The following is a 23,361-nucleotide window of genomic DNA, read 5'->3' as shown; positions in this document are numbered from 1 at the left end:
GCGTTTTGCGATCAGTTCGACTTCGCCGTATCGCGGCCGATCTCGTCCAGATGGTGCTGCAGCGTCATGTGGTCGAGCGTGCCCATCGGCAGATTGACGAACAGCGAGATGCGATTGCTGAGCATGCGAAAGGCATCGGCGAAGGCGAGGTGCACCTCGGCATCGGTGCCGAGGGCCTTGGCCGGGTCCGGTATCGCCCAGAGTGCCGTCATCGGATGGCCGGGCCATATAGGACAGGCTTCGTTCGCGGTGTTGTCGCAGACGGTGAAGACGAAGTGCATTTCCGGTGCGTCGGGCGCGGCGAATTCGTCCCAGCTTTTCGAGCGGGCGAAGCCGGTGTCGAAGCTGAGGGTTTCGAGCAGTTGAAGTGCGTAGGGATTGACCGTGCCCTTCGGCTGCGAGCCGGCGGAAAAGGCCCTGAACTTACCGGCGCCGATCCGGTTGAGGATGGCTTCCCCCATGATGGATCGCGCCGAATTGGCGTTGCACAGAAACAGCACATTGTAGAAATTGTCGCTCATCTCAAGACCTCCCCGGCAGGCGACTGGATGATTGGGCGGCAAATTCCGTCGGGACGTCGCCGCTTGGCAAAAGTATATCGAAAAGAAGCGGCGTAGAAAGGTTTCGCGACCGTGTGATGACATCTGGTCAGGTCACATGTCCATCGTCGCCTGGTGTTGACAGTTTTTTGCGTTTGACGTCCCTGCCGAAGCCGAACAGAGGGTTGCGCCTGATGAACGTTTCAAAGCTTCCCGAAGACGAGAACGACACGGCAAGCGGGGGCTTCTTCCGCGCACGCTGGCAAGGCCTGGTGCCGCTCGATCGACTGTTCTGGCGCGACCTCGTCCTTGTCGGCACCGCGATCAACGTCGCATCGTCGGTGGCCGCGATCATCCTGCTCACACTGAAGCTGCCGCTCGCACTGGCTCTGGCGGTGCATTTCGCGCCTGTGCCCTACAGCATCTTTCTGACCTTTGCCGTATGGCGGACCACGGAAAAGGTTAGAGGCGCCAAGGCCTCATTGATGACGCTTGGCGCCACATTGTGGCTGATCCTGGTGGTTGTGGTCTGACAGCGCGGACATGGCGCCTGGCGCGTTCGCCGGGCTTCCTGCCGCGCAACCAAAAAGGGCAGCCGCAGCCGCCCTTCCCATCCATCCAGCGATCGTGTTGGGCTTAAGCCGCCGGCTCGAATTTCAGCGCCACGCCATTGATGCAGTAGCGCAGGCCGGTCGGCGGCGGGCCGTCCTCGAAGACATGGCCGAGATGGCTGCCGCAGCGGGCGCAATGGCATTCGGTGCGGACCATACCATAGCTGCGGTCGACGGTGTTCTCGACCGAGCCCGGCACCGGGTCGTTGAAGCTTGGCCAGCCGGTGCCGCTCTCGAACTTCAGCTTGGATTCGAACAGCGGCTGGTCGCAGCCGACGCAGGAAAACGTGCCGGCGCGCTTCTCGTAGAGCAAAGCACAGCTTCCCGGCCGCTCGGTGCCGTGGCCGCGCATGACGGCGTATTGCTCCGGCGTCAGCCGGGCGCGCCATTCGGCGTCGGTGCGGGTGACGGGGTAGGTGTGGGTGTCCATTTGATCTCCTCAGCCTTGCCGGCTCGTTGTTGATTGCAAGCTCATATTCGCACCAAGATAGGCATTTGTTACCGGGTTTGCCCGCATTTTCGATCGCGCTTTCATGCGATGGCTGCAAGATAGCGTGCGACCGATGTATCGAATGCCGCTTTTGCATCCCCAATGACATTCTGGTTCCACCATGCGCCGTAGATATCGTCGAATGCGAACGAGTCCAGCGCCACCGCGATGCGGCGCACGGCCGCTGCGTTGAGCGGAATGTAATTGGGATAGCTGTACATGAAGCTGACATGGCGGCGCGTCGGCGTCACCTGCACCGTATCGCCGGTCAGGATGGCGTTGCCGCCATCGCGCTTCCAGTGCAGCACCTGGCTTCCGGCAAAATGACCACCGCAGCGGATGAGTGTCAGCGATGGGTTTATCGCGCGCGTCTCGCCCTCCCAACTGACGATCGCCTTGTGCGGCCGTAGGATCCATTGGCGGTCGTCGGCATGGAGATAGATCGGCACGCCGCCAAACGCCTCGCTCCATTCGATCATCGCCGAGTAGAAGTGGCAGTGCGAGATGGCGATCGCTGCCAGGCCGCCGCGGCGGTTGATCTCGGCCACCGCCTCGTCGCTGACCATCGAGATGCAGTCCCACAGCACGTTGCCGTGCGGCGTCTGCGCCAGCAACGCGCGCTGGCCGATGGCGAAGCGCGGCTCAATGCCGAAGGCAAGAACGCCGGCGTCGTCCCTGACCATAACCCGGTGACCGGCAGCGAGCTCTTGCGGTGTGATCCACGCCTGGCCTTCCCAGCGCACATATTGCCGCTCGTCCTCGCAGATCGGGCAGCGGTTCGGCGGTGCCTCTGTTGCCGCGAACTGGACGCCGCATTGCAGGCAGAGAAAGCAGGTCATCGTTTTTCCTGTCAGTAGCTATTTAATGCTTCCTTGAAAGCTGCTTCGTTGCGCCTTCCAGCCCGGCCAGCGTCAGCGGGAACATGCGGCCGCCAAAGATGTCGCGGATCATGGCAATCGAATGGGTAAAGCCCCAGTTCTTCTGGCTCTCGGGGTTCAGCCATACCGCGTTGGGCCATTGCTGCAGCAGGCGGCCGAGCCAGACGCTGCCTGCTTCAGGATTCCAGTGTTCGACGGAGCCGCCGGGGTGCGCAATCTCGTAAGGGCTCATCGAGGCGTCGCCGACCACGATCACCTTGTAGTCCGGCCCATATTTGTGAAGCAGGTCGAAGGTCGGGATCGTCTCGGCATGCCGGCGGCGATTGTCCTTCCACACGCCCTCATAGAGGCAGTTGTGGAAATAAAAATATTCGAGCTGGCGGAATTCGGCGCGGGCGGCCGAAAACAGCTCCTCGACACTCTTGATGTGGTCGTCCATCGAGCCGCCGACGTCGAAGAACATCAGAAGCTTCACGGCGTTGCGTCGTTCCGGCCGCGTTCGCACGTCGAGATAGCCATGCTCGGCGGTGGCGTGGATGGTGCCGGGCAGGTCGAACTCCTCCTCGGCGCCCTCGCGCACCCAGCGGCGCAGCCGCTTCAGCGCGATCTTGATGTTGCGGGTGCCGAGTTCGACGGCATCGTCGAAATTCCTGAACTCGCGCCTGTCCCAGACTTTTACAGCGCGGCGGTTGCGGCTTTCGTGCTGGCCGATGCGCACGCCTTCGGGATTGTAGCCATAGGCGCCAAAGGGCGAGGTGCCGCCGGTGCCGATCCATTTCGAGCCGCCCTGGTGGCGGCCTTTTTGCTCCTCCAGCCGCTGTTTCAAGGTCTCCATCAGCTTTTCGAAACCGCCGAGTGCCTCGACCAGCTTTTTCTCCTCGTCGGTCAGGTGCTTCTCAGCGAGGCGGCGCAGCCATTCTTCCGGGAGATTCGCGACGTCCACGGCATCCGGTCCGCCGAGCGCTTCGACACCCTTGAAGACATGGGCAAACACTTGGTCGAAGCGGTCGATATGGCGTTCGTCCTTCACCAGTGCGGTGCGGGCGAGATAGTAGAAACCCTCGACGTCATAGTCGACCAGCCCGGCTTCCAGCCCCTCCAGCAGCGACAGATATTCCCGCAGCGAAACGGGAACGCGCGCTGCCTTCAGTTCGAGGAAGAAGGGGATGAACATGGTCTATCTACAGCAAATCATACTCGATGAAGCCGGTCCGGCGCGCCACATGGTCGTAGAGCTTGCGTGCCGTGGCATTGGTCTCGTGCGTCATCCAGTAGACATTCTTGACGCCGATCCCGGCTGCTTCCTGCTTAACCGCCTCGATCAGCGCCGCACCGATGCCCTTGCCGCGCACGTCCGGGTCGGCGAACAGGTCCTGCAGATAGCAGTTGTTCTGCTCCGCCCAGCAGGAGCGGTGATAGAGATAATGGGTCAGGCCGACGGCCTTGCCGTCAAGCGTGGCGATAAAACCCTTCGGCTCGAACTCACCCGCCGTGAACAGCCGCTTCCAGGTGACGACGTAGACTTCCTCCGGCAGCTTGGTTTCGTAGAAGGTCAGGTAGTCGGTCCACAGACGCCGCCAGTCGGCGTGGTCGGACTGAGCAAGCGGGCGGACAGTGATCTCGGTCATTTCGATCCCTCTCTGAAGTCTGGACCCGATCCATACCAACAGAACCGGGATCAGGAACACCCTTGCCTACCCCGCCGGCCTACCCCGCCGGCAAATTATACTCGCGAAAAGCGGTCGCGAGCATATGCAGCGCCTCTCGCGCCCGCGGCGCCAAGGCGTGCGAATGCAAGACGATCTCGGAAGGGGGAATGGGTGGCAGGCCGAGTTCGCGGCCTACCTCGACCAAGCCAGGGGGAACGACACGCTGGGCGAGGGCGGAAACGACGAAGCCGGCCGATACCGCGATGTTGACAGCCGCGCCGCCGCCGCCGACGAAAGCCACGTTCCAGGCAATGCCTGCTTTATCCAGCGCCTCGACCGCTCTCAGGCGGTCCGGGCAGTTGCATACGGTGCTTAAAAGAGCCAGGCGCAAGGGTGTTCCGGGTCGCCATTCGAAGGCTGGGGCCGCGAACCAGCCATAATGGGTGCGCGACAAGGCTTCGCCCCCGCGACTGTCATCTTCCTGGTGCACGATCACCGCATCGAGTTCGCCGCGATCGAAAGCTTCCTCCAGCAAAGAACTGGTATCGATCCTTATACTGAGCGCGAGCGACGGATCGTGGGCATGAAGCTGGGCTATCAGTATGGAAAGCTCGGGCCCCGCGACGTGGTCGACAAAGCCGAGTGCAAGGCGACACGGCGCCTCGGAAAACTCCGTGATGGCGCGTTCGTGGGCGGCAAGGAATTCGCGGGCCGCCGGGAGAAAAACCGCTCCCCTTGCCGACAGGCGAACGCGGCGCGGGGTTCGTTCGATCAAACGCGCCCCGAGCTTCTCTTCGAGCCGGCGCCTTCGACCCCGGCGAATTGCGCGCTGGCGGAAAAGATCGCCACCGGAAACCTCGACAGCCTCGCGCAGGGCTCGCCCAGGCTCGCGACCCTCGATCCATCCGGCGCCATCGCGCATGCCGCCCTGGTCAACGGTTTTGGCTGGGTCATGCTCTATAGCGGGATCGGCGTTCTTGCTCTCGCCGTCATCAGCTTCATCATCTTCGGCGCGAAGACTGTCGCGCCGAAGGAGGGAAGGGGGCAGCATTCCGCTCAGACCGCTGGCGAGGTCTGCTCGTAGCCGCTCGACACCTGCGCGGATCGCCCTAGCCCTGCCGCCTCGCCATGAAGGCCAGCCGCTCGAACAGATGCACGTCCTGTTCGTTCTTCAGCAACGCACCATGCAGCTTGGGCAGGGCGTTCTTCGGGTCGGCGCGCAGGTCTTCCGGCGCGATGTCGTCGGCGACCAGCAGGCGGATCCAGTCGAGCGCCTCGGAGGTCGATGGCTTCTTCTTCAGGCCGGGCACCTCGCGGATCTCGTAGAACTGCGTCAGCGCCGCCCGCACCAGGTTCTGCTTGATGCCGGGATAGTGCACGTCGACGATTTTGTGCAGCGTGTCGACGTCCGGGAAGCGGATATAGTGGAAGAAGCAGCGGCGCAGGAAGGCGTCCGGCAGCTCCTTCTCGTTGTTGGAGGTGATGATGACGATCGGCCTGACCGCGGCGCGGATCGTCTCGCCGGTCTCGTAGACGAAGAACTCCATCCGATCGAGCTCCTGCAGCAGATCGTTGGGGAACTCGATATCGGCCTTGTCGATCTCGTCGATCAGAAGCACGACCTTCTTGCCGGCCGCGAAAGCCTCCCAAAGCTTGCCGCGCTTGATGTAGTTCCTGATGTCGTTAAAGCGGTCATCGCCAAGCTGGCTGTCGCGCAGCCGCGAGACGGCGTCGTACTCGTAGAGGCCCTGCTGCGCCCTTGTGGTTGACTTGACGTGCCATTCGATGAGGTCGAGGCCGAGTGCCGCCGCAACTTGGCGCGCGAGTTCCGTCTTGCCGGTGCCGGGCTCGCCCTTGACCAGCAAGGGCCGTTCCAGCGCGATCGCCGCGTTGACCGCCACCATCAGATCCTTGTCGGCGACATAGGCCGCCGTGCCTTCGAAACGCATTGTTGCTCCCTGGTTGGTCATGACGACCGTAAGGACGCTGCCCTGCCTGTGCAAGGGTGGCTTTTTGGCGGCGGCGAGGCTGTGAACCCGACACGGAAAGAATGCCAGTCTCACTGGCGCTTGGTCGACCAGCAGCCTATATTGGGTGGGACGGTCTGTGCTTCCCGGCAGGAGAACATTTTCCCCGGGGCCTTAACGATCCTTAGGGAGCTGTCCCTGGGAAGACCCGTGGGTTTTCTCACACGGCGCCCACCTACTTTGTAGGTTCCCGGGATCGCTCTCTCCACCGGTTGTGTGGATCGTCACTTTCCCCAAACGAATACAGTCGCTACCGGGCACTATCCGTGCCTGCCAAATCTGTCTGTAGCCGCGACTATAGCCTCGCTCATGCCGGGGTCGCGCGCATCGTGTCCGGCGTCGCTGACAAGGACGAGTTCGCTGCCGGGCCAGTTTCGGTGCAGGGTCCACGGCGTTATCAGGGGACCGCCGAGATCGAGCCGGCCATGAATCAGAACCGCGGGGATGTGCCCGAGCCGATCTGCATCGCGCGTCAGGATGCCATCTTCCAGCCAGGCCCGGTTGCGCCAGTAGTGGGTGACAAGGCGGGAAAAGCCCAGCCGGAAGGCCGGCTCCTGGTAGCGCGGATTCGGCGTGTGGTCGCTGCGAACGGCAACGATGGCCATTTCCCAGTCGCACCAGTCGCGGGCTGCCTGGTGATGGATATCGGGATCAGGGTGCATGAGCAGGCGGTGGAAGGCGTCGGCAAGATCGCCCGCGCGGTCGTTGGCCGGCACCGCTTCGCAAAAGCGCTGCCAGGCATCGGGAAAGAAGGCACCGACGCCACGGTTGATCCAGTCGATCTCCGCAAGCGTCGTCGTTGCTATGCTGTTGAGGATCATTTCGGTGATGCGCTCACTATACAGCCGGGCGTAGGCCAGAGCCAAGGTCGAGCCCCACGAGCCGCCCAGTATCAGCCAGCGGTCGATGCCGAGATGAAGCCGTAGACGTTCGATATCGGCGACGAGATGAGCGGTCGTGTTTGCCGAAAGGTCAACTCCGGGTTCGCTTGCATGGGGCAGGCTGCGCCCGGCGCCGCGCTGGTCGAACAACACGATGCGGTAGATCTGTGGATCGAAATAGCGCCGTGCTGTCACTGATGCGCCCGAGCCCGGCCCGCCATGCACGACAACAGCCGGTTTTCCCCGCGGCGCGCCACAGCATTCCCAATAGATGCGGCAGCCGTCGCCGACATCGAGCGTGCCGTGCTCATAGGGTTCGATCGCGGGATAAAGGTGGGACATGGAAGCACATTAGTGCGACATCGGTTTAGGGTGAGTGACAATCTGGGACTGACGCTTTTATAAAGGCGCCATGACGATGCAATCACGAAGCCTGAAGAAACACCTGCGCATTGAAGCGCTGGCTCGCCGCGACGCGCTCGATGAATTCTGGCGGGTGGAGATCGCTCTCGAAATGGCGGAGACGGCGCGCGATCACCTCGCTGTCGAGCCTGGTCAGATCGTCTCCGGCTTCTGGCCGATGCGTTCGGAAGTCGACGTCCGGCCGCTGATGTTTGCCTTGCGCGAGCAAGGGGCAAGGCTTTGCCTGCCGGCGATCCTCGACAAGACCACCATCGTCTTTCGCGAATTGGTGCGCGGCGCGCCGATGGTCGAGATGGGTTTCGGCACGGTCGGCCCGCATGAGGAGGCCGAGGTGCTCGACCCCACAGTGATGCTGGTGCCGCTCGCCGCCTTCGACGCGCGCGGCCATCGCATCGGCTACGGTGCCGGCTACTACGACCGTGCCATCGCCAAGCTGATCGACAAGGGGCAGGCGCCCCGATTGATCGGCATCGCCTTCGACTGCCAGGAGGTGGCGCTGGTGCCGGATGAGGACCACGATGTCGTCATCGCGGAAATACTCACCGAGAGCGGGTTGCGCCGCTTCGCGCCAAAATTGTAGATAAGCATAGTGGACGCATGATCTTTTCACAGACGTCATGCAGCTTTTGCTTCGCTGACCTTCGGTGCGGGATCATATGAGACTTCTCTTCCTCGGTGACATGGTGGGAAAAACGGGACGCACGGCAGTGTGGGAACAACTGCCGGGACTGATCTCCGATTTCAAACTCGATTTCGTCATCGTCAATGGCGAGAATGCCGCCGGCGGCTTCGGCATCACCGAAGAGATCTTTCGCGAAACGATCGCGGCCGGCGCTGATGTCGTCACCACCGGCAACCATGTCTGGGATCAGCGCGACGCGCTGGCCTTCGCGCCGCGCGAAGAACGCTTCCTGCGCCCCTCCAATTTCCCCAAGGGCACGCCCGGGCGCGGCTCCGGCGTCTACATCGCCAGGAGCGGCGCGCGCGTGCTGGTCGCCAACATCATGGGCCGGGTGTTCATGCATCCCGAACTCGACGATCCGTTCCAGGCCGGTGAACGCGAGCTGGCCGCATGTCCGCTCGGCGAGCAGGCGGATGCCGTGATCATCGACTTCCACGCCGAGGCAACCTCGGAAAAAATGTGCTTCGCCCATTTCGTCGATGGCCGCGCCAGTCTCGTCGTAGGCACCCACACGCACCAGCCGACCGGCGATCACCAGATCCTCAATGGCGGCACCGGTTACATTTCCGACGCCGGCATGTGCGGCGACTATGATTCCTCGCTTGGCATGGACAAGGAGGAACCGCTCAACCGGTTCCTGTCGAAAGTGCCGAAAGGGCGCTTCGAGGCAGCGACCGGACCGGCGACATTGTGCGGCGTCGGCGTCGACATTTCCGACCGCACCGGATTGACCGAGAGGATCGCGCCGTTTCGTCGCGGGCCGCGGCTGGAGGAAACCGCACCGTCCTTCTGGTCGTGACATTGATATAGACGCAAGCAGTACCTAATTGCCGGCAACATCTGCTTCAGATCGTTACAAGAGGGGACGACCTCCATGCAGCTCATCGAATTCCTGGCGCCGCATTTTCACTTCGTGTCCGATCCGACGGCCTGGGTCGCGTTGCTGACGCTGGTGGTGCTGGAGATCGTGCTCGGCATCGACAATCTGATCTTCATCTCGATCCTGACCAACAAGCTGCCGGAAGCGCAAAGGGCCCGCGCCCGCCGCCTTGGCATCTCGGCGGCGCTGATCATGCGGCTGGTGCTGCTGGCCACCATTTCGATCATCGTCCAGCTGACGACGCCGGTGTTCACCGCCTTCGATCACGGTTTTTCCTGGCGCGACCTGATCCTGATTGCCGGCGGCCTGTTCCTGGTGTGGAAGGCGACCAAGGAGATCCATCACACGGTCGATATCGACGATCACCAGGACACGATGCTGGGTGAGACCCTGCAGATCAGCCTCGCCGGCGCGATCTTCCAGATCCTGCTGCTCGACCTCGTCTTCTCGATCGATTCGATCATCACCGCCGTCGGCATGACCGACGAGATCGCCATCATGTACATCGCCGTGATCGTCGCGGTGAGCGTGATGATGCTGGCGGCTGGACCGCTGGCGGACTTCATCGCCAAGAACCCGACCATCGTCATGCTGGCGCTGGGCTTCCTGCTGATGATCGGCATGACGCTGATCGCCGACGGCATGGGTTATCATGTGCCCAAGGGCTACATCTACGCGGCGATGGGTTTTTCGGCCCTGGTCGAAGGGCTCAACATGCTGGCGCGGCGGCGCAGAAAGGCGAAGTCCGGCGGCGGGCATTGAGCTATGACCAGCAATGACCTTAGCCAGGATCAGCGCGATCAGTTGGCCAAGCTGGCTGATTTGCCTGACAGCGAGATGATACATCGGACATTCCGGAAGCACAGGCCGAGAACTGGCTTCATGCTCGCCGTGGGCAGAAAAGCCTGATCCTAAGCGCTGATCTCCCCTTGCTCTAGTTGGCCAGCACACCCTTCGGAACACACTGCGGATCAAGCAGATCCACGATCGCTGATCAGCCAGTACGCAGGCCATGCGATCAGCATCATCGACCGGCTGAAGTCCGACCTGGAGGCGTAAGCGATTGCAACTGCCTCGCGGCTGGACGAATTGAGCCGATTTATCTATAAGCCGGCCATTCCGACAGAGAACGCCGTGCTTCCACGAGTTGCACCTGGGACGCTCTGAAATTTTGAATTCGAGCATTGCAGAAGACGAGGTGAGATCACCTCGCTTCGGGATGCTCTAGCCGAGAAGACGACAGGGGTGCCATGGCTGGCCATTCACAGTTCAAGAACATCATGCACCGCAAGGGCCGCCAGGATGCGGTGCGGTCGAAAATGTTTTCCAAGCTGGCGCGCGAAATCACCGTTGCCGCCAAGAGCGGGACGCCCGATCCATCGATGAACCCGCGCCTGCGCCTGGCCGTGCAGAACGCCAAGGCGGTGTCGATGCCGAAGGACAACATCCAGCGCGCCATCAACAAGGCGTCGATGGGCGATGCCGAAAACTACGAAGCCGTGCGCTATGAGGGCTATGGGCCCGGCGGCGTCGCCGTCATCGTCGAAGCGCTGACCGACAACCGCAACCGTTCGGCCTCGAACGTGCGCGCCGCCTTCACCAAGGCCGGCGGGGCGATGGGCGAAACCGGCTCGGTGTCGTTCATGTGGGATCGTGCCGGCGAGATCTATTATCCGGCATCGGTAGGCAGCGCCGACAAGGTGATGGATGCGGCGATCGAAGCCGGCGCCGATGACGTGGAATCCGATGAGGAAGGCCACACGATCTACTGCGCTTTCGAAAATCTCGGCGAAGTGTCGAAGGCGCTGGAAGCCTCGCTCGGTGAAGCTGAATCGGTGAAGCCGATCTGGAAACCGCAGAACAGTGTTCCGGTCGACGAGGATCGGGCACAGTCGCTGATGAAGCTGGTCGCCACGCTCGAGGATGACGATGACGTTCAAAGCGTCTACGCCAACTTCGAAGTCGACGACGAGACGATGGCCAAGCTCAGCGCGGCATGAGCCAAGCCCAGCCAGACATGAGCGAGCCTCAGCTGCCCACCATCCGCGTCACCTATTGCACGCAGTGCCAGTGGCTGCTGCGTGCCGGCTGGATGGCGCAGGAGCTGCTGTCGACCTTCGGCACCGACCTCGGCGAAGTCACGCTGGTGCCCGGCACCGGCGGCATCTTCACCATCAGCTGCAATGACACGCTGGTCTGGGACCGCAAGCGTGACGGTGGCTTTCCGGACGCGGCCAAACTGAAGCAGCTGGTCCGCGATGTCATCGATCCGGATCGCGATCTCGGTCATTCCGACCGCAAGAGCCATACGCAACAAGACCCCGCCTGAGCGGGGTCTTTTGCTTTTTGCAGAACGCTTCTCTCTTTGTCTTGACGCAAATCCGGACGGCTACACACTCTTCCTGGAGTTGCTTAGAGCAATGAGAGAATGAAGCAGGCCATCGCCACGATGGCAGTGATGGTGCGGACATGGTTCCACATCACCCATTGGCTCAGATGGTTCGCCCACACGGCAGCGCCGTTGCTGCTGGCCGGGTCGACGGCGGCGAGCGCATCGTTGAGCGGCACGTTGAAGACCATGGTCACGATCGGGCTGCCGATCAGGTAGATCACCGCGCCGGCAAGCAACCAGTACGAGCCGGACCGGCTCCAGCCCATGATGGCGGCGGCGATAAGCACCAGACAGAGCAGGCCGGTACCGAAAAGCGCCGTCATGAAGGTCGGGGTGATCACGGTGATGTTGATCGAATTCATCGCCGCGATGCCGCTAGGGACGGGCAGTCGGGCAAGCGCCGCCATGATGAAATTGGAAAAGGCGAAAAACACGCCGCCGACGACGCCCGAGCCGATTGCAGCAATGATGGTAAGGGTGGGAAGAAGCTTGATCATCTCAGTTGCTCCAGATGCCGGTTGCGGCGGTTTCATTTGCGTAGGCGGAAAAGTCTTTCGGCGCGCGGCCGAGCACACGCTGGACGCCGTCGGTCAGCGTCTCGTTGCGGCCGTCAAGCACTTCGGTAAACAGCTCGTTGAGCAGCCAGGCGATTTCGGGCGGCAGTTCATGTGCCGCCATCGCGGCGGTGAATTCGTCATGCGAGACCTTGATATAGCGGATGTCACGGCCGGCCGCCTTGGCGATCTCGGCGACCGCGTCGGCGAAGCTCAGGAGCCGCGGCCCGGTCAGTTCATAGAGATGTCCGACATGGCCTTGTTCGGTCAGCGCGACGAAGGCGGCGTCGGCAATGTCGTCGGCATCGACGAAGGGCTCACCGACATTGCCGACCGGCAAGGCCACTTCGCCCTCGAGCAAGGACTCGACGAGGAAGCCTTCGCTGAAGTTCTGCGAAAACCAGGCGCAGCGCAGGATCGTCCAGTCGGCGCCCGAAGCCTTCAGCATCTCTTCGGCGCGCTGGGCTTCCGTCTCGCCGCGGCCGGAGAGCAGCACCAGGCGGGTGACGCCATTGGCCACCGCAAGCCTGGCGAAGGCGCCGACGGTTTCGGCGGCACCCGGCACAGCGATGTCGGGATAGTAGCTGATGTAGACGGCACTTACGCCTTGCATGGCCGGCCCCCAGGTCGCTGGAAGTTCCCAGTCGAAGCGCGGGGTGCCCGAGCGCGAGCCGATGCGCACCGGCAGGCCATGCGCCGTCAACCGCTCGGCGAGGCGGCGGCCGGTCTTGCCGGTGCCGCCGAGGATCAGGATGGGTTTTGATGTCGTGCTGTTCATAGCTGTTTTCCTCTGTTTCAAAATATGAGTAATCCTCACATTTGCAAAACGTGATAAACCCTCGTATTTTGCGAGTCAAGCAATTTTGTTGGCATTGGAGACAGCCATGGAAGACACCGCCGCGCCGGTTTCCCCCCAGGAGCAGATCGCTTCGCCGCGCCGGGCACCGAGCCAGCAGCGCAGCCGCGAGCGGGTCGAACGCATGCTCGCCGCTGCCTCGGCGCTGATTGCCGAGCAAGGCAGCGATGCCATGCGCATGGGTGAAGTGGCGGAACGGGCAGGGGTGTCGATCGGCTCGCTCTACCAGTTCTTTCCGGACAAGCGGGCGATCATCTGGGCGCTGGCCGAGCGCTACACCGTCGAAAGCCAGGCCTGCATCTCGGCGGCACTCGCCGACGTCGGCGACGCCGAAGGCCTGGGCCAAGCATTTTCGGAGCTGGTCGATATCTACTACAGGCTGTTCCTGGCCGAGCCGGTGATGCGCGACATCTGGTCAGGCACGCAGGCCGACAAGGCGCTGCGCCAGCTCGAACTCGCCGACAGCCGCGCCAACGCCGAATTCCTCACCGCGGTGCTGAAGCGGCTGCGGCCCGCGGCGGATCCGGCGGCGCTGGAAACCACGGCGTTTCTGGTCTGGCAGATGGGCGAGGCCGCCATGCGGCTGGCGATCTCGGTCGACAGGCAAGAGGGCGACAGGCTGGTGGTTGCTTACAAGCGGATGGCGCTGCGGGAACTGTTGGCCGAGTAGCGAGCGAAAGCGGAGCCTTCGGCGAAGCAACAAAAAACCCGCCTCGAGGGCGGGTTTTTCCAATCTACGAAAAGGGTCGTCGGGCTTAGAGGCCGAAACCTTCGAAACGCTTCTTGAACTTCGACAGGCGGCCGCCGCGGTCGAGCAGGGTCTGCTGGCCGCCGGTCCAGGCCGGGTGGGTGGTCGGGTCGATATCGAGGTTCATCGTATCGCCTTCCTTGCCCCAGGTCGAACGGGTCATGTATTCGGTGCCGTCGGTCATGACGACCTTGATGGTGTGGTAATCGGGATGGATATCGGTCTTCATGGTTCGGTTCCTGGCTTGCCGGCGCTGCCGACGGGCATGAAGCCTGCGTCGATGCGCCCCTTTTTAAAACTCGAAGCCGCAGCTATTGAGGAGCCACGGCTTCTAAAACGGTCGGCGAGCCTATACATCAGCCGGAATTGAATCACAAGGCCGCGGCAGGCGCATATTGAGGCGCATAGCCGAAAGGCGGCTAGAGGAAACATTGGAATGGCGCAATCCAGCAGCGCAGACGAGCGCCGGCGCTCGCTCAAGCCGCTCAGGCGCCTGTTCCCGTACATCACGCATTATCGCACGCTGGTCGTAGGCGCCGTCATCTCGCTGGTCATCGCCGCGGCAACGACACTGGCGCTGCCACTGGCCGTGCGGCGCATGATCGATCATGGTTTCTCGTCGGCCAACACCATCTTCATCGCCGAATATTTCGCTGCCCTTGTGGCGATGGCCGCCGTGCTGGCGGCGGCATCGGCCAGCCGCTATTATTTCGTCATCACGCTCGGCGAGCGCGTCGTCGCCGATATCCGACGCGATGTCTTTGCCCATGTGACGACACTGTCGCCGTCCTTCTTCGACACCGCCCAGTCCGGCGAGATCGTTTCGCGGCTCGCCGCCGACACCACGCAGGTCAAGTCGGCGGTCGGGGCGACGGCCTCGGTGGCGCTGCGCAACGTCATCCTTGGCCTCGGTGCCGTGGGGATGATGGTCGTCACCAGCCCGAAACTGTCCGGCCTAGTCATTGCCGCTATCCCGGTCATCGTGCTGCCGCTGGTCGCCTTCGGCCGCTCGGTGCGGCGCAAGTCGCGGCAGGCGCAGGATACGCTTGCCGATGCCACAGCCTATGCCAGCGAGCAGATCGGCGCGGTGCGCACCTTGCAGGCCTTCACCAATGAGAAGCTGGTCACCGGGCATTTCTCCGGCGCCGTGGAAGCCGCTTTCGAGGCGGCGCGCTCCTCGATCTTCGCGCGCTCCTTCCTCACCTTCTTTGCCATCTTCACGATCTTCTCGTCTGTCGTGGCGGTGCTGTGGTTCGGCTCGCGCGACGTGCTCGCCGGCAATCTGTCGCCAGGTACGCTCGGCCAGTTCCTGCTCTATTCGGTGTTCGCCGCCGGTGCGCTCGGCGCGCTGTCGGAAGTGTGGGGCGAGCTTGCGCAGGCGGCGGGTGCTGCCGAACGGCTGACCGAGATCCTGGCCGAGAAGCCGGCGATCCAGGCGCCGGCCGATCCGAAGCCGCTGCCGGCGGTCGCCAAGGGCGCGATCGTCTTCGAAGATGTCTCCTTCTCCTACCCGGCCAGGCCCGATCGCGCTGCCGTGCACGGCTTGAGCTTTCAGGTCATGCCCGGCGAGACTGTGGCGATCGTCGGCCCGTCAGGGGCCGGCAAGAGCACGGTCTTTTCGCTGATCCTGCGCTTCTACGATCCTGAAACCGGCAAGATCCTGATCGACGGCGTCGATGTGCGCGAAGCCGATCCCGTCTCGGTTCGCGAGCGCATCGCCATCGTGCCGCAGGACGTCACCATCTTCGCGGCAAGCGCGCGCGACAATATCGGCTTTGGCCGGCCGGGCGCCAGCGAGGCCGAGATCGAGACGGCGGCGAAGGACGCGCTCGCCGACGAATTCATCCTCAAGCTCGAAAAGGGCTATGACAGCCAGGTCGGCGAGCGCGGCGTGACGCTGTCCGGCGGCCAGCGCCAGCGGGTGGCGATCGCTCGCGCCATCCTGCGCGACGCGCCGATCCTGCTGCTCGACGAGGCAACCTCGGCGCTCGACGCCGAAAGCGAGACGCTGGTGCAGATGGCGCTGGAACGCCTGATGCAGGGCCGCACCACCATCGTCATCGCCCACCGGCTGGCAACGGTGCTGAAGGCCGACAGGATCCTGGTCATGGATGGCGGCCGCATCATCGAGGAAGGCACGCATCAGAGCCTGGTCGCCAAGGGCGGCATCTATGCGCGGCTGGCCAAGCTGCAGTTCGACACCGGCGCCAGCGCCTTCAGGGGCGCGGCGGAGTAGTCGGAAACATCCGCGCTCCTGATGTACCGACCGCCCTCACGCGGCTCCGTATCGCTGCTTCAAATGGTTCACGAAATAGGTGGCGTCGAGCTTTTCGCCGGTGGCGCGTTCGAGCAGGTCCGGCGTCGACCAGCGTGACCCCTGCGACCAGATTTTTTCGCGGCGCCAGGCGTTGATTGACTCGAAATTGCCTTTGGCAAGATCGTCATCGGCGGCAGGATGATCGCGCGTCAGCGCCGCCCATTGCTGCGCCGCCATCATCGCGCCCAGCGTGTAGGAGGGGAAGTAGCCGAAGGCGGCACCCGGCCAGTGCACGTCCTGCATCGGCCCGTCGGCCGGATTGTCGATGGTCGAGAGGCCGAGATAGTCGCGCATCTTGGCGTCCCAGGCTTCGGGCAGGTCGGCCACCTCCAGCCTGCCGGAGACGAGCTCCTGCTCCAGTTCGTAGCGCAGGATGACATGCAGCGGGTAGGTCACCTCGTCGGCATCGACACGGATCAGGCCGCGCTCGACGCGATGCACATGCGGCAGGATGTCGTCGAGCGACCAGGCTTCGCCGAGATGCTTTTCGACCACCGGCAGTGCCCAGCGCCAGAAGGCCGGGTTGCGGCCGAGCTGCTTTTCGACGAACAGGCTCTGGCTTTCATGCACGGCCATGCCGCGCGCCTTGCCGAGCGGCCAGTGCGCCCATGCCTTCGGCAGGTTCTGTTCGTACAGCGCATGGCCGGTCTCGTGCAGCACGCCCATCAATGCCGACAGGAAGTCGGAGGTCTTGTAGCGGGTGGTGATGCGCACGTCGCTCGGTACGCCACCGCAGAAGGGATGGTGCGACACCGACAGCGACCCGTGCGTCAGGTCGAAGCCGACCGCCGCAATCATGGCAAGGCCGAGCTCGCGTTGCCGGTCGATCGCATAGGTGCCCGAAAGCGGCTTCAGCGGGCGTTTGCGCAGCCGCGCTTCCTGTATCGCCAGCGCCTCCGGCACGAAGCCTTTCAGGAAAGCCTTGAGATCGGTGAAGACAGGCGTGATGTCGGCGGCGCGGTTGCCGGGGTCGTATTGCTCCATGAGCGCGTCATAGGGGGCGAGACCGAGCACGTCGGCACGCAGCGCCGCCTCTTCGCGCACCAGCGCCACCACGCCCTCGAGCGCCGGCAGGAAGCCCGCCCAGTCGTTCTTGGCGCGCAGGTCGCGCCACAGTTGCTCGCAGCGCATGCGCGCGGTTGTCTGACGTTCGACGAATTCGACCGGCAGGCAGGTCAGATTGGTGTACTGCCGCCGCAATTCGGCAACGGCGGCCCGTTGCTCTTCACTCAACGCTTCCTGTTCGGCCGCGGCGATCCAGTCAGCGATTTCCGGTGCAGTTGCCCTGGTGTGATACATGCCGGCCAGCGCCGACATTGCCTCGGCGCGCTTCTCGCCGCCGCCGACAGCCATGTGGGTGGCCTCGTCGGCGCCGAGGATGGCCAGCGCATGCTCGAGCGCTTCGAGCTTGTGGCCGAGGTCATCGAGTTTCTGAAAGGACATGGCTGCTTCCGTGATTGAGGACGGCGCGAAAAGATACCAACGCAAAGGCGTTTGCAACCCTGCGGCACTGTGCGGCGGATGCATCTTGCGCAGGTGAGGTCACGCGTGAAATGCTGCCGGCGACGCATGAAGGGGGAACAACATGATCGGCGACATCCTGGTCGGGCTGGTGGCCTTGATCCATGTCTACATCGTCTATCTCGAAATGGTGCTGTGGGACACGCCGCGCGGGCACAAGGCCTTCAATCTGACACCGGAATTCGCCAGCGCCTCGAAGGTGCTCGCCGCCAATCAGGGGCTCTACAACGGCTTCCTCGCCGCCGGCCTGATCTGGGGGCTTTACCTCGGCGCTGCCGGGTTCCAGGTTAAGGTTTTCTTCCTGTTGTGCGTGGCCATTGCCGGCCTCTATGGCGCGGCAACGGTTGGCCGCAAGATCCTGTTCATCCAGACCGTGCCGGCGGTGGTTGCCCTGATTGCGGTCTGGCTGGACTGGTAGGAAATTGGGCTGGTAGGAAAAAGGACGCCCGCGGGATTGGGTCCCGAAGGCGCCAGGTAGGCCCTTCCTTTTGGTTTCAGGCGGGATGGCCTCAGCCGTTCGGATAGTGTCCGCCGTCGTCGCCATCGCCCATCAGGAAACCGCTGCCGGTATCGACCCTCAGCCGCTGGTCGACATTGTCGAGACGGCGCAGCAGGTCATGGTATTGCGCGGCCGGTATCCTGCCGTGATCCGATGCCGCTATCTTCTCTGCCGCCTTACCGATGCGGGCGGTCTGCATTTCCAGGCGCTCGGCCACGGCCGGCGTAATGTTGTTGGCCTGCCTGGCGTCGACTATGCCCTCGCGGACGCCCTGAACCTGTTCGATGAGACCCTCTACGCGCGGGCCCGTAAGGTCGGTTGGGTCGGTGGCGTCGAGAGTGCCCTTGTGATGGCCCGCGGCATAGGCGCCGGCAAGCGGAATGGCGATGAGGCACGCCGTGAGTGTTGCAGTTCTAAGCGACGTGCTGGGAATAAAAGAGCGCATCTTCGCGTCTCCTCCTGAAGAGGAAGGTGGCGGTTCCTTCGCCTGCCTTCCAGCCGAGGGCCGTCCGGTTCCGTCGCGTCGCGATGAGGGGGATTCATCGCCGGCGGTTCTCGGCCCAGGCGGGAAGCTAGGATCGCACAGCGACGATGTGTAATTAAAAAAAGATAATCTTTTCAGGCCTTGCCGGCCTCGGTCTGCGCCCTAGAGTTGAGCCGGCGAACAAATTCGCGTGATGCCGCGTGATGATGGATCAACGTTCGGTGAGCTTCAGTTCAATACGCCGGTTCTTGTTGCGCGCCTCTTCGGTGTCGGCGGGGTCGAGCGGCTGGAACTCGCCGAAGCCGGCGGCGACCAGGCGGTTGGCCGGCACGCCGTTCTCGATCAGGAATTTCACCACCGAGGTCGAACGCGCCGTCGACAGCTCCCAGTTGTCGCGGTAGCGGCCGGTGCCGGAGAGCGGCTTGTTGTCGGTATGGCCGTCGACGCGCAGCACCCAGTTGATCTCGGGCGGGATCTCCTTCTGCAGCTCGATGATGGCGTCGGCGAGTTTCTTCATCTCGACCTTGCCGGCATCGTTGATAACCTCGGAGCCGGTCGGAAACAGCACTTCGGACTGGAACACGAAGCGGTCGCCGACGATGCGGATGTTCTCGCGGTCGGCGAGGATTTCGCGCAAGCGGCCGAAGAAGTCGGAGCGGTAGCGGTTCAATTCCTGCACGCGCTGCGCCAGTGCTACGTTCAGGCGGCGGCCGAGATCGGCGATCTTGGTGTTGGAATCACGGTCACGGGTTTCGGAGACGTTGAGCGCATCCTCAAGCGCGCCGATCTGCTTGCGCAGTGCTGCAATCTGCTGGTTGAGGATCTCGACCTGGCTCAGCGCCTGCTGACTGATCTGGCGCTGGCTGTCGAGCTCGCCCGAAAGTGCGACGGCACGCTGGTTGGCGGCGTCGCCGGCGCCAGCACCTTGCGCCAGCAATTGTTCGAGCCGGCTTTTTTCGGCTTCCGCCGCCGACAGCGATGCCTGCAGATTGGCAAGCGAATCTTCCTTGTCCTGCGCGGTCGAACGCTCCAGCGCCAGAAGCTGGGTCAGTTCGTTGATCTGCGAGTTGAGGCGCGAGAGCGCCGTGTCCTTGCCGGAGATTTCGCGGCCGAGCAGGAACTGCGCCAGCACGAAGACGGTGAGCAGGAACATGATCGCCAGAAGCAGCGTCGACAGCGCGTCGACGAAGCCCGGCCAGTAATCGATGCGGCGATCGCGCCGCCCACGTGCCAGCGCCACGTCAATGCACCCCGGGCTTCTTCAGGGCGTCGGCGATCTTTTCCAGCGTGTTGCGCATTGCCTTCTGTTCGTCGGACTGGGCCTCGACCCAGTCGCGCATGATCTGCTGCTCGGAGCGCATGTTCTTGACTAGGCCGGAAATGCCGTCGGCGAGATTGGCCATGGCAGTGGCGACGCGCGGATTGGAGCCGCCGCCATTCTCCTGCATGCTGCGCAGCCTTTCCGACAAAACCCGGATCTCGTCAGAGGATTCGGTCTTGGCCGGGTCCGAGACGACGATGTCGGACGACAGATCGGTGACCGAGGACAGCCAGTTTTCCAGTTCGGTGTAGAAGCGCGTCTGGGCGCGGCCGGCCTGCAGGTCGAGGAAGCCGAGCACCAGCGAGCCGGACAGGCCGAACAGCGAGGACGAGAAGGCCGTGCCCATGCCGGCCAGCGGCGCCGAAAGCCCTTGCTTCAGCGAATCGAGCACCGCAGCAGCGTCGCCTGTACCCGGATCGAGCGATTCGATGGTCTCGCGGATCGAGGCGATGGTGTTCAAGAGGCCCCAGAAAGTGCCGAGCAGGCCGAGGAACACCAGCAGGCCGACGAGATAGCGCGAGGTGTCACGGCTTTCGTCGAGGCGTGTGGCGATGGAATCGAGCATGGTGCGCATCGAACTGGTCGAGAAGGCCGTCGCGGAGGAGCGGCCGATCATCGCCTTCATCGGCGCCAGCAGCACCGGTTCGGTGGTCTCCGAGCCGGCACGGAAGGAGTTGACCCAGCGCACTTCGCGAAACAGCCGTCCGACCTGGCCGAAGGCCAAGAGGATGCCGACCACCAGCACGCCGACGATCAGGCCGTTGAGGCCGGGATTGCTGCCAAAGGCAGTCGAGATCTGGCGGGTCAGGATGGCGGCGATGAAGGCGACGATGACCAGGAAGATCATCATGGTCAGCAGAAAGACCTGCGGGCTCGACAATTTGTGCGGATCGTAGATCAGGACATCAGAGCGTCTGCCCATGCCGAAGGATCTGAGAAAAGCCATTCGTGCCCCGTTTCCGATGCCGCCGCCGATCACGTAGACCGCGACTCTAAACGGAATTGTGACCAAATTGAATGGCGCTTGGCAATATTGCCGCGTCGATAAGTCTGTGTCAGAGGCGATTGATGACCAGACAGTCGACCATGGCGGCCAGATGCAGGCCAGCGCCGGTGACGACGAAGCCGTGCCACAGTGCATTGTGGAAGCGCAATCCCTTCCAGGCGAAGAAGATGACGCCGCAGGAATAGACGATGCCGCCGGCGACGATGAGCGCGAGCGATGTCGTCGGCAAAGTCTGGACAAGCGGCTTCACCAGGACGATGCCGCTCCAGCCGATGGCGAGATAGAAGACGATCGCCAGCCGGTCGAAACGGCCCGGGAAAAACACCTTGATGGCGATGCCCAGCGCTGCGGCGGTCCAGACGAGGACGATCATCCAGCGCGCCAGCGGCGAGCCTTCGAGCTGAGCCAGGAAAGGCGTGTAGGTCGCGGCGATCAGGAGATAGATCGCAGCATGGTCGAAGCGCCGCAAGATCCATTTCACCGGCGACGACACCGGCCACAGATTGTAGGTCAGCGACACCGACAGCACGGTGAGCAGCGAAACCACATAGAAGGCGGCGGCGATGTATTCGCCCGGCCCGACACGAAAGGCCGCCAGCGCCAGCAGTGCCGAACCGACCGAGATCGCCAGCACGATGCCGACTGCATGGACGATGCCGTCGGCGATCATCTCGGCGCGCGAATAGTGCCAGCGTCCGATGAACGGGATGTCGGGGTAGGGTTGGTTGTCTTTCACTGCCGGGTTCCTGCGCCGCGCCTTCCAATTTGGGCGCTCGCCGGGCAGTATTTCAAGCTTCCATTGCGGTTTTGCGACTGCGGCGCATCAGCGCGGCGTGTCAGTCAGCGCGCCGAGAGCGGCTTCTTCACGGCCTTCAGCAAAGCGCGCTGGATGACCTCGTTGCCGGCGACCACCGAGCCGTGGTCAAGCATGTCCTGGCCTCCGTCCATGTCCGAAACGAAGCCACCCGCCTCGCGGATCAGCAGCAGGCCGGCGGCGACGTCCCACGCCGACAGGCCGGTTTCCCAGAAACCGTCCATGCGGCCGGCGGCGACATAGGCGAGATCGAGCGAGACGGCACCCATGCGGCGCACGCCCGAGACCTCCGCCATGACGTTGCGCAGTTCGACGAGGAAATTGCCGTGGTGGCCGCGGCCGAGGTGCGGCACGCCGCAGCCGATCACCGTGTCGACCAGCTTGATGCGGCCGGCGACGCGCAAGCGGCGGTCGTTCATGAAGGCGCCGCCACCGCGTTCGGCGGTGTAGAGCTCGTCCATTGCCGGATTGTAGATGACACCGGCAACGATCTGCCCCTGGCGTTCCAGCGCGATCGAAACGGCAAAGAGCGGGATGCCGTGCAGGAAATTGGTGGTGCCGTCGAGCGGGTCGACGATCCAGCGGTGCTGGCCGTCGTCGCCTTCGACCACGCCGCGCTCTTCCATCAGGAAAGCGTAACCCGGCCGTGCCTTGGACAGCTCGGCAAAGACGATGTCCTCGGCCTTGCGATCGGCCTGGCTGACATAGTCGCCAGGGCCTTTCATCGAGACCTGCAGATTCTGCACCTCGCCGAAGTCGCGCGACAGCGAGCGGCCGGCTTTCATTGCGGCCTGGACCATGACGTTGAGAAGGGCTGAGCGTGCCATATCGTTGGAAACTCCGAGAGCTTGGGGCGGATCAACTCAAACTGGATCGCGCCCCCGCTTCATATGCTTGTTTTTTGAAGCATGATCTGATCCGAAAAGTCTGCAACTTTTTTGCTGCGCTGACCTTCGGTTCGGGACCATGCCTAGATCGGTTCATCGTCTCACGGAAACGCCGAACCGCTCTATCTCCTTGTTTGTCGCAATTCCCAAGGGAAAGCGCTATGCGCTTTTCCTGGGAAAACCGTTTCACACTTTTCCTGGAATTGCCCTAGTCGGCGCGGCGCACGTAGGTGATTTCGTTGGTGTCGACGATGATGCGCTCGCCGGCGCCGATGAATGGCGGCACCAGCACACGGATGCCGTTTTCCAGCATCGCCGGCTTGTAGGACGAAGCCGCCGTCTGGCCCTTCACCACCGGGTCCGCCTCGGTGATGGTCAGCGTCACATAGTCGGGCAAGGAGATGCCGATCGGCCTTTCGTCATAGAGCTGGACCGTCACCATCATGCCGTCCTGCAGGAAGGCGGCGCGGTCGCCGACGAAGTCCTTGTTCAATTCGAGCTGCTCGTAGCTTTGGGTGTCCATGAACACCAGCGCGTCTTCCTGCGCGTAGAGGAAGGAAAAATCCTTCAGGTCGAGCCGGATCTGCTCGACGGTCTCGGCCGAGCGGAAGCGCTCGTTGAGCTTGGTACCGTTGATGAGGTTCTTCAGCTCGACCTGGTTGTAGGCGCCGCCCTTGCCGGGCTTGACGGTGTTGGTCCTGACCGCCACCCAAAGGCCGCCATCATGCTCGATGACGTTGCCGGGACGGATTTCGTTGCCATTGATCTTGGCCATAGTGATCTGATCCGGAATGAGATGTTCGCCGAGAAAGCGAATTCGGGGCTCCCAAGACCACAAATCGCCAGAAGAGGCAAGGGAGCGGGCAGGCTGGGGCCAAGCGCCGGGAATGAAGCACCGAGGT

General features: G+C 63.0%; 27 protein-coding genes and 1 other RNA gene. 10 read left to right on the top strand and 18 right to left on the bottom strand.

The annotated features are described in order from the left end of the window. Nucleotides 1-11 precede the first annotated feature (11 nt). Nucleotides 12-521 (bottom strand): arsenate reductase ArsC, encoded by a 510-nt coding sequence (locus B5V02_RS34095; RefSeq protein WP_111548352.1) that lies wholly within the window; start codon nucleotides 519-521, stop codon nucleotides 12-14. A gap of 212 nt (nucleotides 522-733) precedes the next feature. Between B5V02_RS34095 and B5V02_RS34090 the strand changes: the two genes are divergently transcribed. Next, complete coding sequence (locus tag B5V02_RS34090; RefSeq protein WP_111548351.1) at nucleotides 734-1,072, top strand: hypothetical protein; 339 nt, start codon at nucleotides 734-736, stop codon at nucleotides 1,070-1,072. 103 nt (nucleotides 1,073-1,175) lie between these two features. Here the strand turns inward: B5V02_RS34090 and msrB are convergent, their stop codons facing one another. The 6 genes from msrB to B5V02_RS34060 form a co-directional block, all read right to left on the bottom strand. Next, the gene (msrB, locus tag B5V02_RS34085) at nucleotides 1,176-1,580 is read right to left on the bottom strand and encodes a peptide-methionine (R)-S-oxide reductase MsrB (protein ID WP_013529102.1); all 405 of its coding nucleotides are present in this window, start codon (nucleotides 1,578-1,580) and stop codon (nucleotides 1,176-1,178) included. 101 nt (nucleotides 1,581-1,681) lie between these two features. After that, nucleotides 1,682-2,479 carry an MBL fold metallo-hydrolase gene (locus tag B5V02_RS34080; protein ID WP_111548350.1) on the bottom strand — a complete coding sequence of 266 codons (798 nt, stop codon included), beginning with the start codon at nucleotides 2,477-2,479 and terminating at the stop codon, nucleotides 1,682-1,684. Nucleotides 2,480-2,501: 22 nt separating this feature from the next. Then, on the bottom strand, nucleotides 2,502-3,692 hold the full coding sequence (locus tag B5V02_RS34075) for a vWA domain-containing protein (protein WP_111548349.1): 1,191 nt from the start codon (nucleotides 3,690-3,692) through the stop codon (nucleotides 2,502-2,504). 7 nt (nucleotides 3,693-3,699) lie between these two features. Further along, the gene (locus tag B5V02_RS34070; protein ID WP_111548348.1) at nucleotides 3,700-4,146 is read right to left on the bottom strand and encodes a GNAT family N-acetyltransferase; all 447 of its coding nucleotides are present in this window, start codon (nucleotides 4,144-4,146) and stop codon (nucleotides 3,700-3,702) included. Nucleotides 4,147-4,225: 79 nt separating this feature from the next. Further along, the gene (locus B5V02_RS34065) at nucleotides 4,226-5,089 is read right to left on the bottom strand and encodes a LysR family transcriptional regulator (protein WP_245446357.1); all 864 of its coding nucleotides are present in this window, start codon (nucleotides 5,087-5,089) and stop codon (nucleotides 4,226-4,228) included. Nucleotides 5,090-5,276: 187 nt separating this feature from the next. Next, nucleotides 5,277-6,116, bottom strand: coding sequence for an AAA family ATPase (locus B5V02_RS34060; RefSeq protein WP_111548550.1), 840 nt, complete (start codon nucleotides 6,114-6,116; stop codon nucleotides 5,277-5,279). A 149-nt stretch (nucleotides 6,117-6,265) separates the two neighbouring features. On the opposite strand from B5V02_RS34060, the gene ssrS reads away from it, so the two are divergent. Continuing rightward, nucleotides 6,266-6,421, top strand: a non-coding RNA gene (gene ssrS, locus B5V02_RS34055) — 6S RNA. 33 nt (nucleotides 6,422-6,454) lie between these two features. On the opposite strand, the gene pip is transcribed toward ssrS, so the two are convergent. After that, nucleotides 6,455-7,417, bottom strand: coding sequence for a prolyl aminopeptidase (pip, locus tag B5V02_RS34050; protein WP_111548347.1), 963 nt, complete (start codon nucleotides 7,415-7,417; stop codon nucleotides 6,455-6,457). A 76-nt stretch (nucleotides 7,418-7,493) separates the two neighbouring features. Here pip and B5V02_RS34045 point away from each other — a divergent pair, with 76 nt between their 5' ends. The 5 genes from B5V02_RS34045 to B5V02_RS34025 all read left to right on the top strand — a co-directional run bounded on the left by B5V02_RS34045 (nucleotide 7,494) and on the right by B5V02_RS34025 (nucleotide 11,389). Continuing rightward, on the top strand, nucleotides 7,494-8,078 hold the full coding sequence (locus B5V02_RS34045) for a 5-formyltetrahydrofolate cyclo-ligase (RefSeq protein WP_111548549.1): 585 nt from the start codon (nucleotides 7,494-7,496) through the stop codon (nucleotides 8,076-8,078). 76 nt (nucleotides 8,079-8,154) lie between these two features. Next, nucleotides 8,155-8,979 (top strand): TIGR00282 family metallophosphoesterase, encoded by an 825-nt coding sequence (locus B5V02_RS34040; protein ID WP_095084226.1) that lies wholly within the window; start codon nucleotides 8,155-8,157, stop codon nucleotides 8,977-8,979. A gap of 75 nt (nucleotides 8,980-9,054) precedes the next feature. Next, on the top strand, nucleotides 9,055-9,822 hold the full coding sequence (locus B5V02_RS34035; protein WP_111548346.1) for a TerC family protein: 768 nt from the start codon (nucleotides 9,055-9,057) through the stop codon (nucleotides 9,820-9,822). A gap of 488 nt (nucleotides 9,823-10,310) precedes the next feature. Then, entirely contained in the window at nucleotides 10,311-11,060 is a 750-nt protein-coding gene (locus B5V02_RS34030) for a YebC/PmpR family DNA-binding transcriptional regulator (RefSeq protein ID WP_111548345.1), read from the top strand. A 17-nt stretch (nucleotides 11,061-11,077) separates the two neighbouring features. Further along, nucleotides 11,078-11,389 carry an Rdx family protein gene (locus B5V02_RS34025; protein ID WP_111548548.1) on the top strand — a complete coding sequence of 104 codons (312 nt, stop codon included), beginning with the start codon at nucleotides 11,078-11,080 and terminating at the stop codon, nucleotides 11,387-11,389. 83 nt (nucleotides 11,390-11,472) lie between these two features. Here B5V02_RS34025 and B5V02_RS34020 read toward each other — a convergent pair whose 3' ends face one another. Together B5V02_RS34020 and B5V02_RS34015 are read right to left on the bottom strand one after the other, a co-directional pair. Beyond that, nucleotides 11,473-11,949 (bottom strand): anthrone oxygenase family protein, encoded by a 477-nt coding sequence (locus B5V02_RS34020; RefSeq protein ID WP_111548344.1) that lies wholly within the window; start codon nucleotides 11,947-11,949, stop codon nucleotides 11,473-11,475. A 1-nt stretch (nucleotide 11,950) separates the two neighbouring features. Further along, nucleotides 11,951-12,784: an NAD(P)H-binding protein gene (locus tag B5V02_RS34015; protein WP_111548343.1), complete on the bottom strand. Its 834-nt coding sequence runs from the start codon at nucleotides 12,782-12,784 to the stop codon at nucleotides 11,951-11,953. Between the two features lie 106 nt (nucleotides 12,785-12,890). Here B5V02_RS34015 and B5V02_RS34010 point away from each other — a divergent pair, with 106 nt between their 5' ends. Continuing rightward, a complete protein-coding gene (locus tag B5V02_RS34010) occupies nucleotides 12,891-13,532 on the top strand; it encodes a TetR/AcrR family transcriptional regulator (RefSeq protein WP_111548342.1) in 642 nt (213 codons plus the stop codon). An 85-nt stretch (nucleotides 13,533-13,617) separates the two neighbouring features. Here the strand turns inward: B5V02_RS34010 and rpmE are convergent, their stop codons facing one another. After that, nucleotides 13,618-13,839 (bottom strand): 50S ribosomal protein L31, encoded by a 222-nt coding sequence (rpmE, locus tag B5V02_RS34005; protein ID WP_006327661.1) that lies wholly within the window; start codon nucleotides 13,837-13,839, stop codon nucleotides 13,618-13,620. A gap of 207 nt (nucleotides 13,840-14,046) precedes the next feature. On the opposite strand from rpmE, the gene B5V02_RS34000 reads away from it, so the two are divergent. After that, nucleotides 14,047-15,846 carry an ABC transporter transmembrane domain-containing protein gene (locus B5V02_RS34000; RefSeq protein ID WP_111548341.1) on the top strand — a complete coding sequence of 600 codons (1,800 nt, stop codon included), beginning with the start codon at nucleotides 14,047-14,049 and terminating at the stop codon, nucleotides 15,844-15,846. Nucleotides 15,847-15,882: 36 nt separating this feature from the next. On the opposite strand, the gene B5V02_RS33995 is transcribed toward B5V02_RS34000, so the two are convergent. Then, on the bottom strand, nucleotides 15,883-17,370 hold the full coding sequence (locus B5V02_RS33995; RefSeq protein ID WP_111548340.1) for a carboxypeptidase M32: 1,488 nt from the start codon (nucleotides 17,368-17,370) through the stop codon (nucleotides 15,883-15,885). Between the two features lie 142 nt (nucleotides 17,371-17,512). Between B5V02_RS33995 and B5V02_RS33990 the strand changes: the two genes are divergently transcribed. Beyond that, entirely contained in the window at nucleotides 17,513-17,866 is a 354-nt protein-coding gene (locus tag B5V02_RS33990) for a DUF1304 domain-containing protein (protein WP_111548339.1), read from the top strand. Nucleotides 17,867-17,957: 91 nt separating this feature from the next. Here the strand turns inward: B5V02_RS33990 and B5V02_RS33985 are convergent, their stop codons facing one another. The 6 genes from B5V02_RS33985 to efp form a co-directional block, all read right to left on the bottom strand. Continuing rightward, nucleotides 17,958-18,392, bottom strand: a complete 435-nt coding sequence (locus B5V02_RS33985; protein WP_111548338.1) for a hypothetical protein — start codon at nucleotides 18,390-18,392, stop codon at nucleotides 17,958-17,960. Nucleotides 18,393-18,642: 250 nt separating this feature from the next. Further along, the gene (locus tag B5V02_RS33980; protein ID WP_111548337.1) at nucleotides 18,643-19,671 is read right to left on the bottom strand and encodes a peptidoglycan -binding protein; all 1,029 of its coding nucleotides are present in this window, start codon (nucleotides 19,669-19,671) and stop codon (nucleotides 18,643-18,645) included. A 1-nt stretch (nucleotide 19,672) separates the two neighbouring features. Next, on the bottom strand, nucleotides 19,673-20,698 hold the full coding sequence (locus tag B5V02_RS33975) for a MotA/TolQ/ExbB proton channel family protein (RefSeq protein ID WP_111548547.1): 1,026 nt from the start codon (nucleotides 20,696-20,698) through the stop codon (nucleotides 19,673-19,675). Between the two features lie 109 nt (nucleotides 20,699-20,807). Continuing rightward, entirely contained in the window at nucleotides 20,808-21,494 is a 687-nt protein-coding gene (gene trhA, locus B5V02_RS33970; RefSeq protein ID WP_111548336.1) for a PAQR family membrane homeostasis protein TrhA, read from the bottom strand. 104 nt (nucleotides 21,495-21,598) lie between these two features. Next, a complete protein-coding gene (locus B5V02_RS33965) occupies nucleotides 21,599-22,399 on the bottom strand; it encodes an inositol monophosphatase family protein (protein ID WP_111548335.1) in 801 nt (266 codons plus the stop codon). Between the two features lie 268 nt (nucleotides 22,400-22,667). Next, nucleotides 22,668-23,234: an elongation factor P gene (gene efp / locus B5V02_RS33960; RefSeq protein WP_111548334.1), complete on the bottom strand. Its 567-nt coding sequence runs from the start codon at nucleotides 23,232-23,234 to the stop codon at nucleotides 22,668-22,670. Nucleotides 23,235-23,361: the final 127 nt, after the last annotated feature.

This window comes from Mesorhizobium kowhaii (assembly GCF_003253745.1).
In the GTDB taxonomy this organism is placed as follows: domain Bacteria; phylum Pseudomonadota; class Alphaproteobacteria; order Rhizobiales; family Rhizobiaceae; genus Mesorhizobium; species Mesorhizobium kowhaii.
Note: the sequence above shows the minus strand (reverse complement) of the source record. Positions and strands in the feature narration are given on the sequence as shown.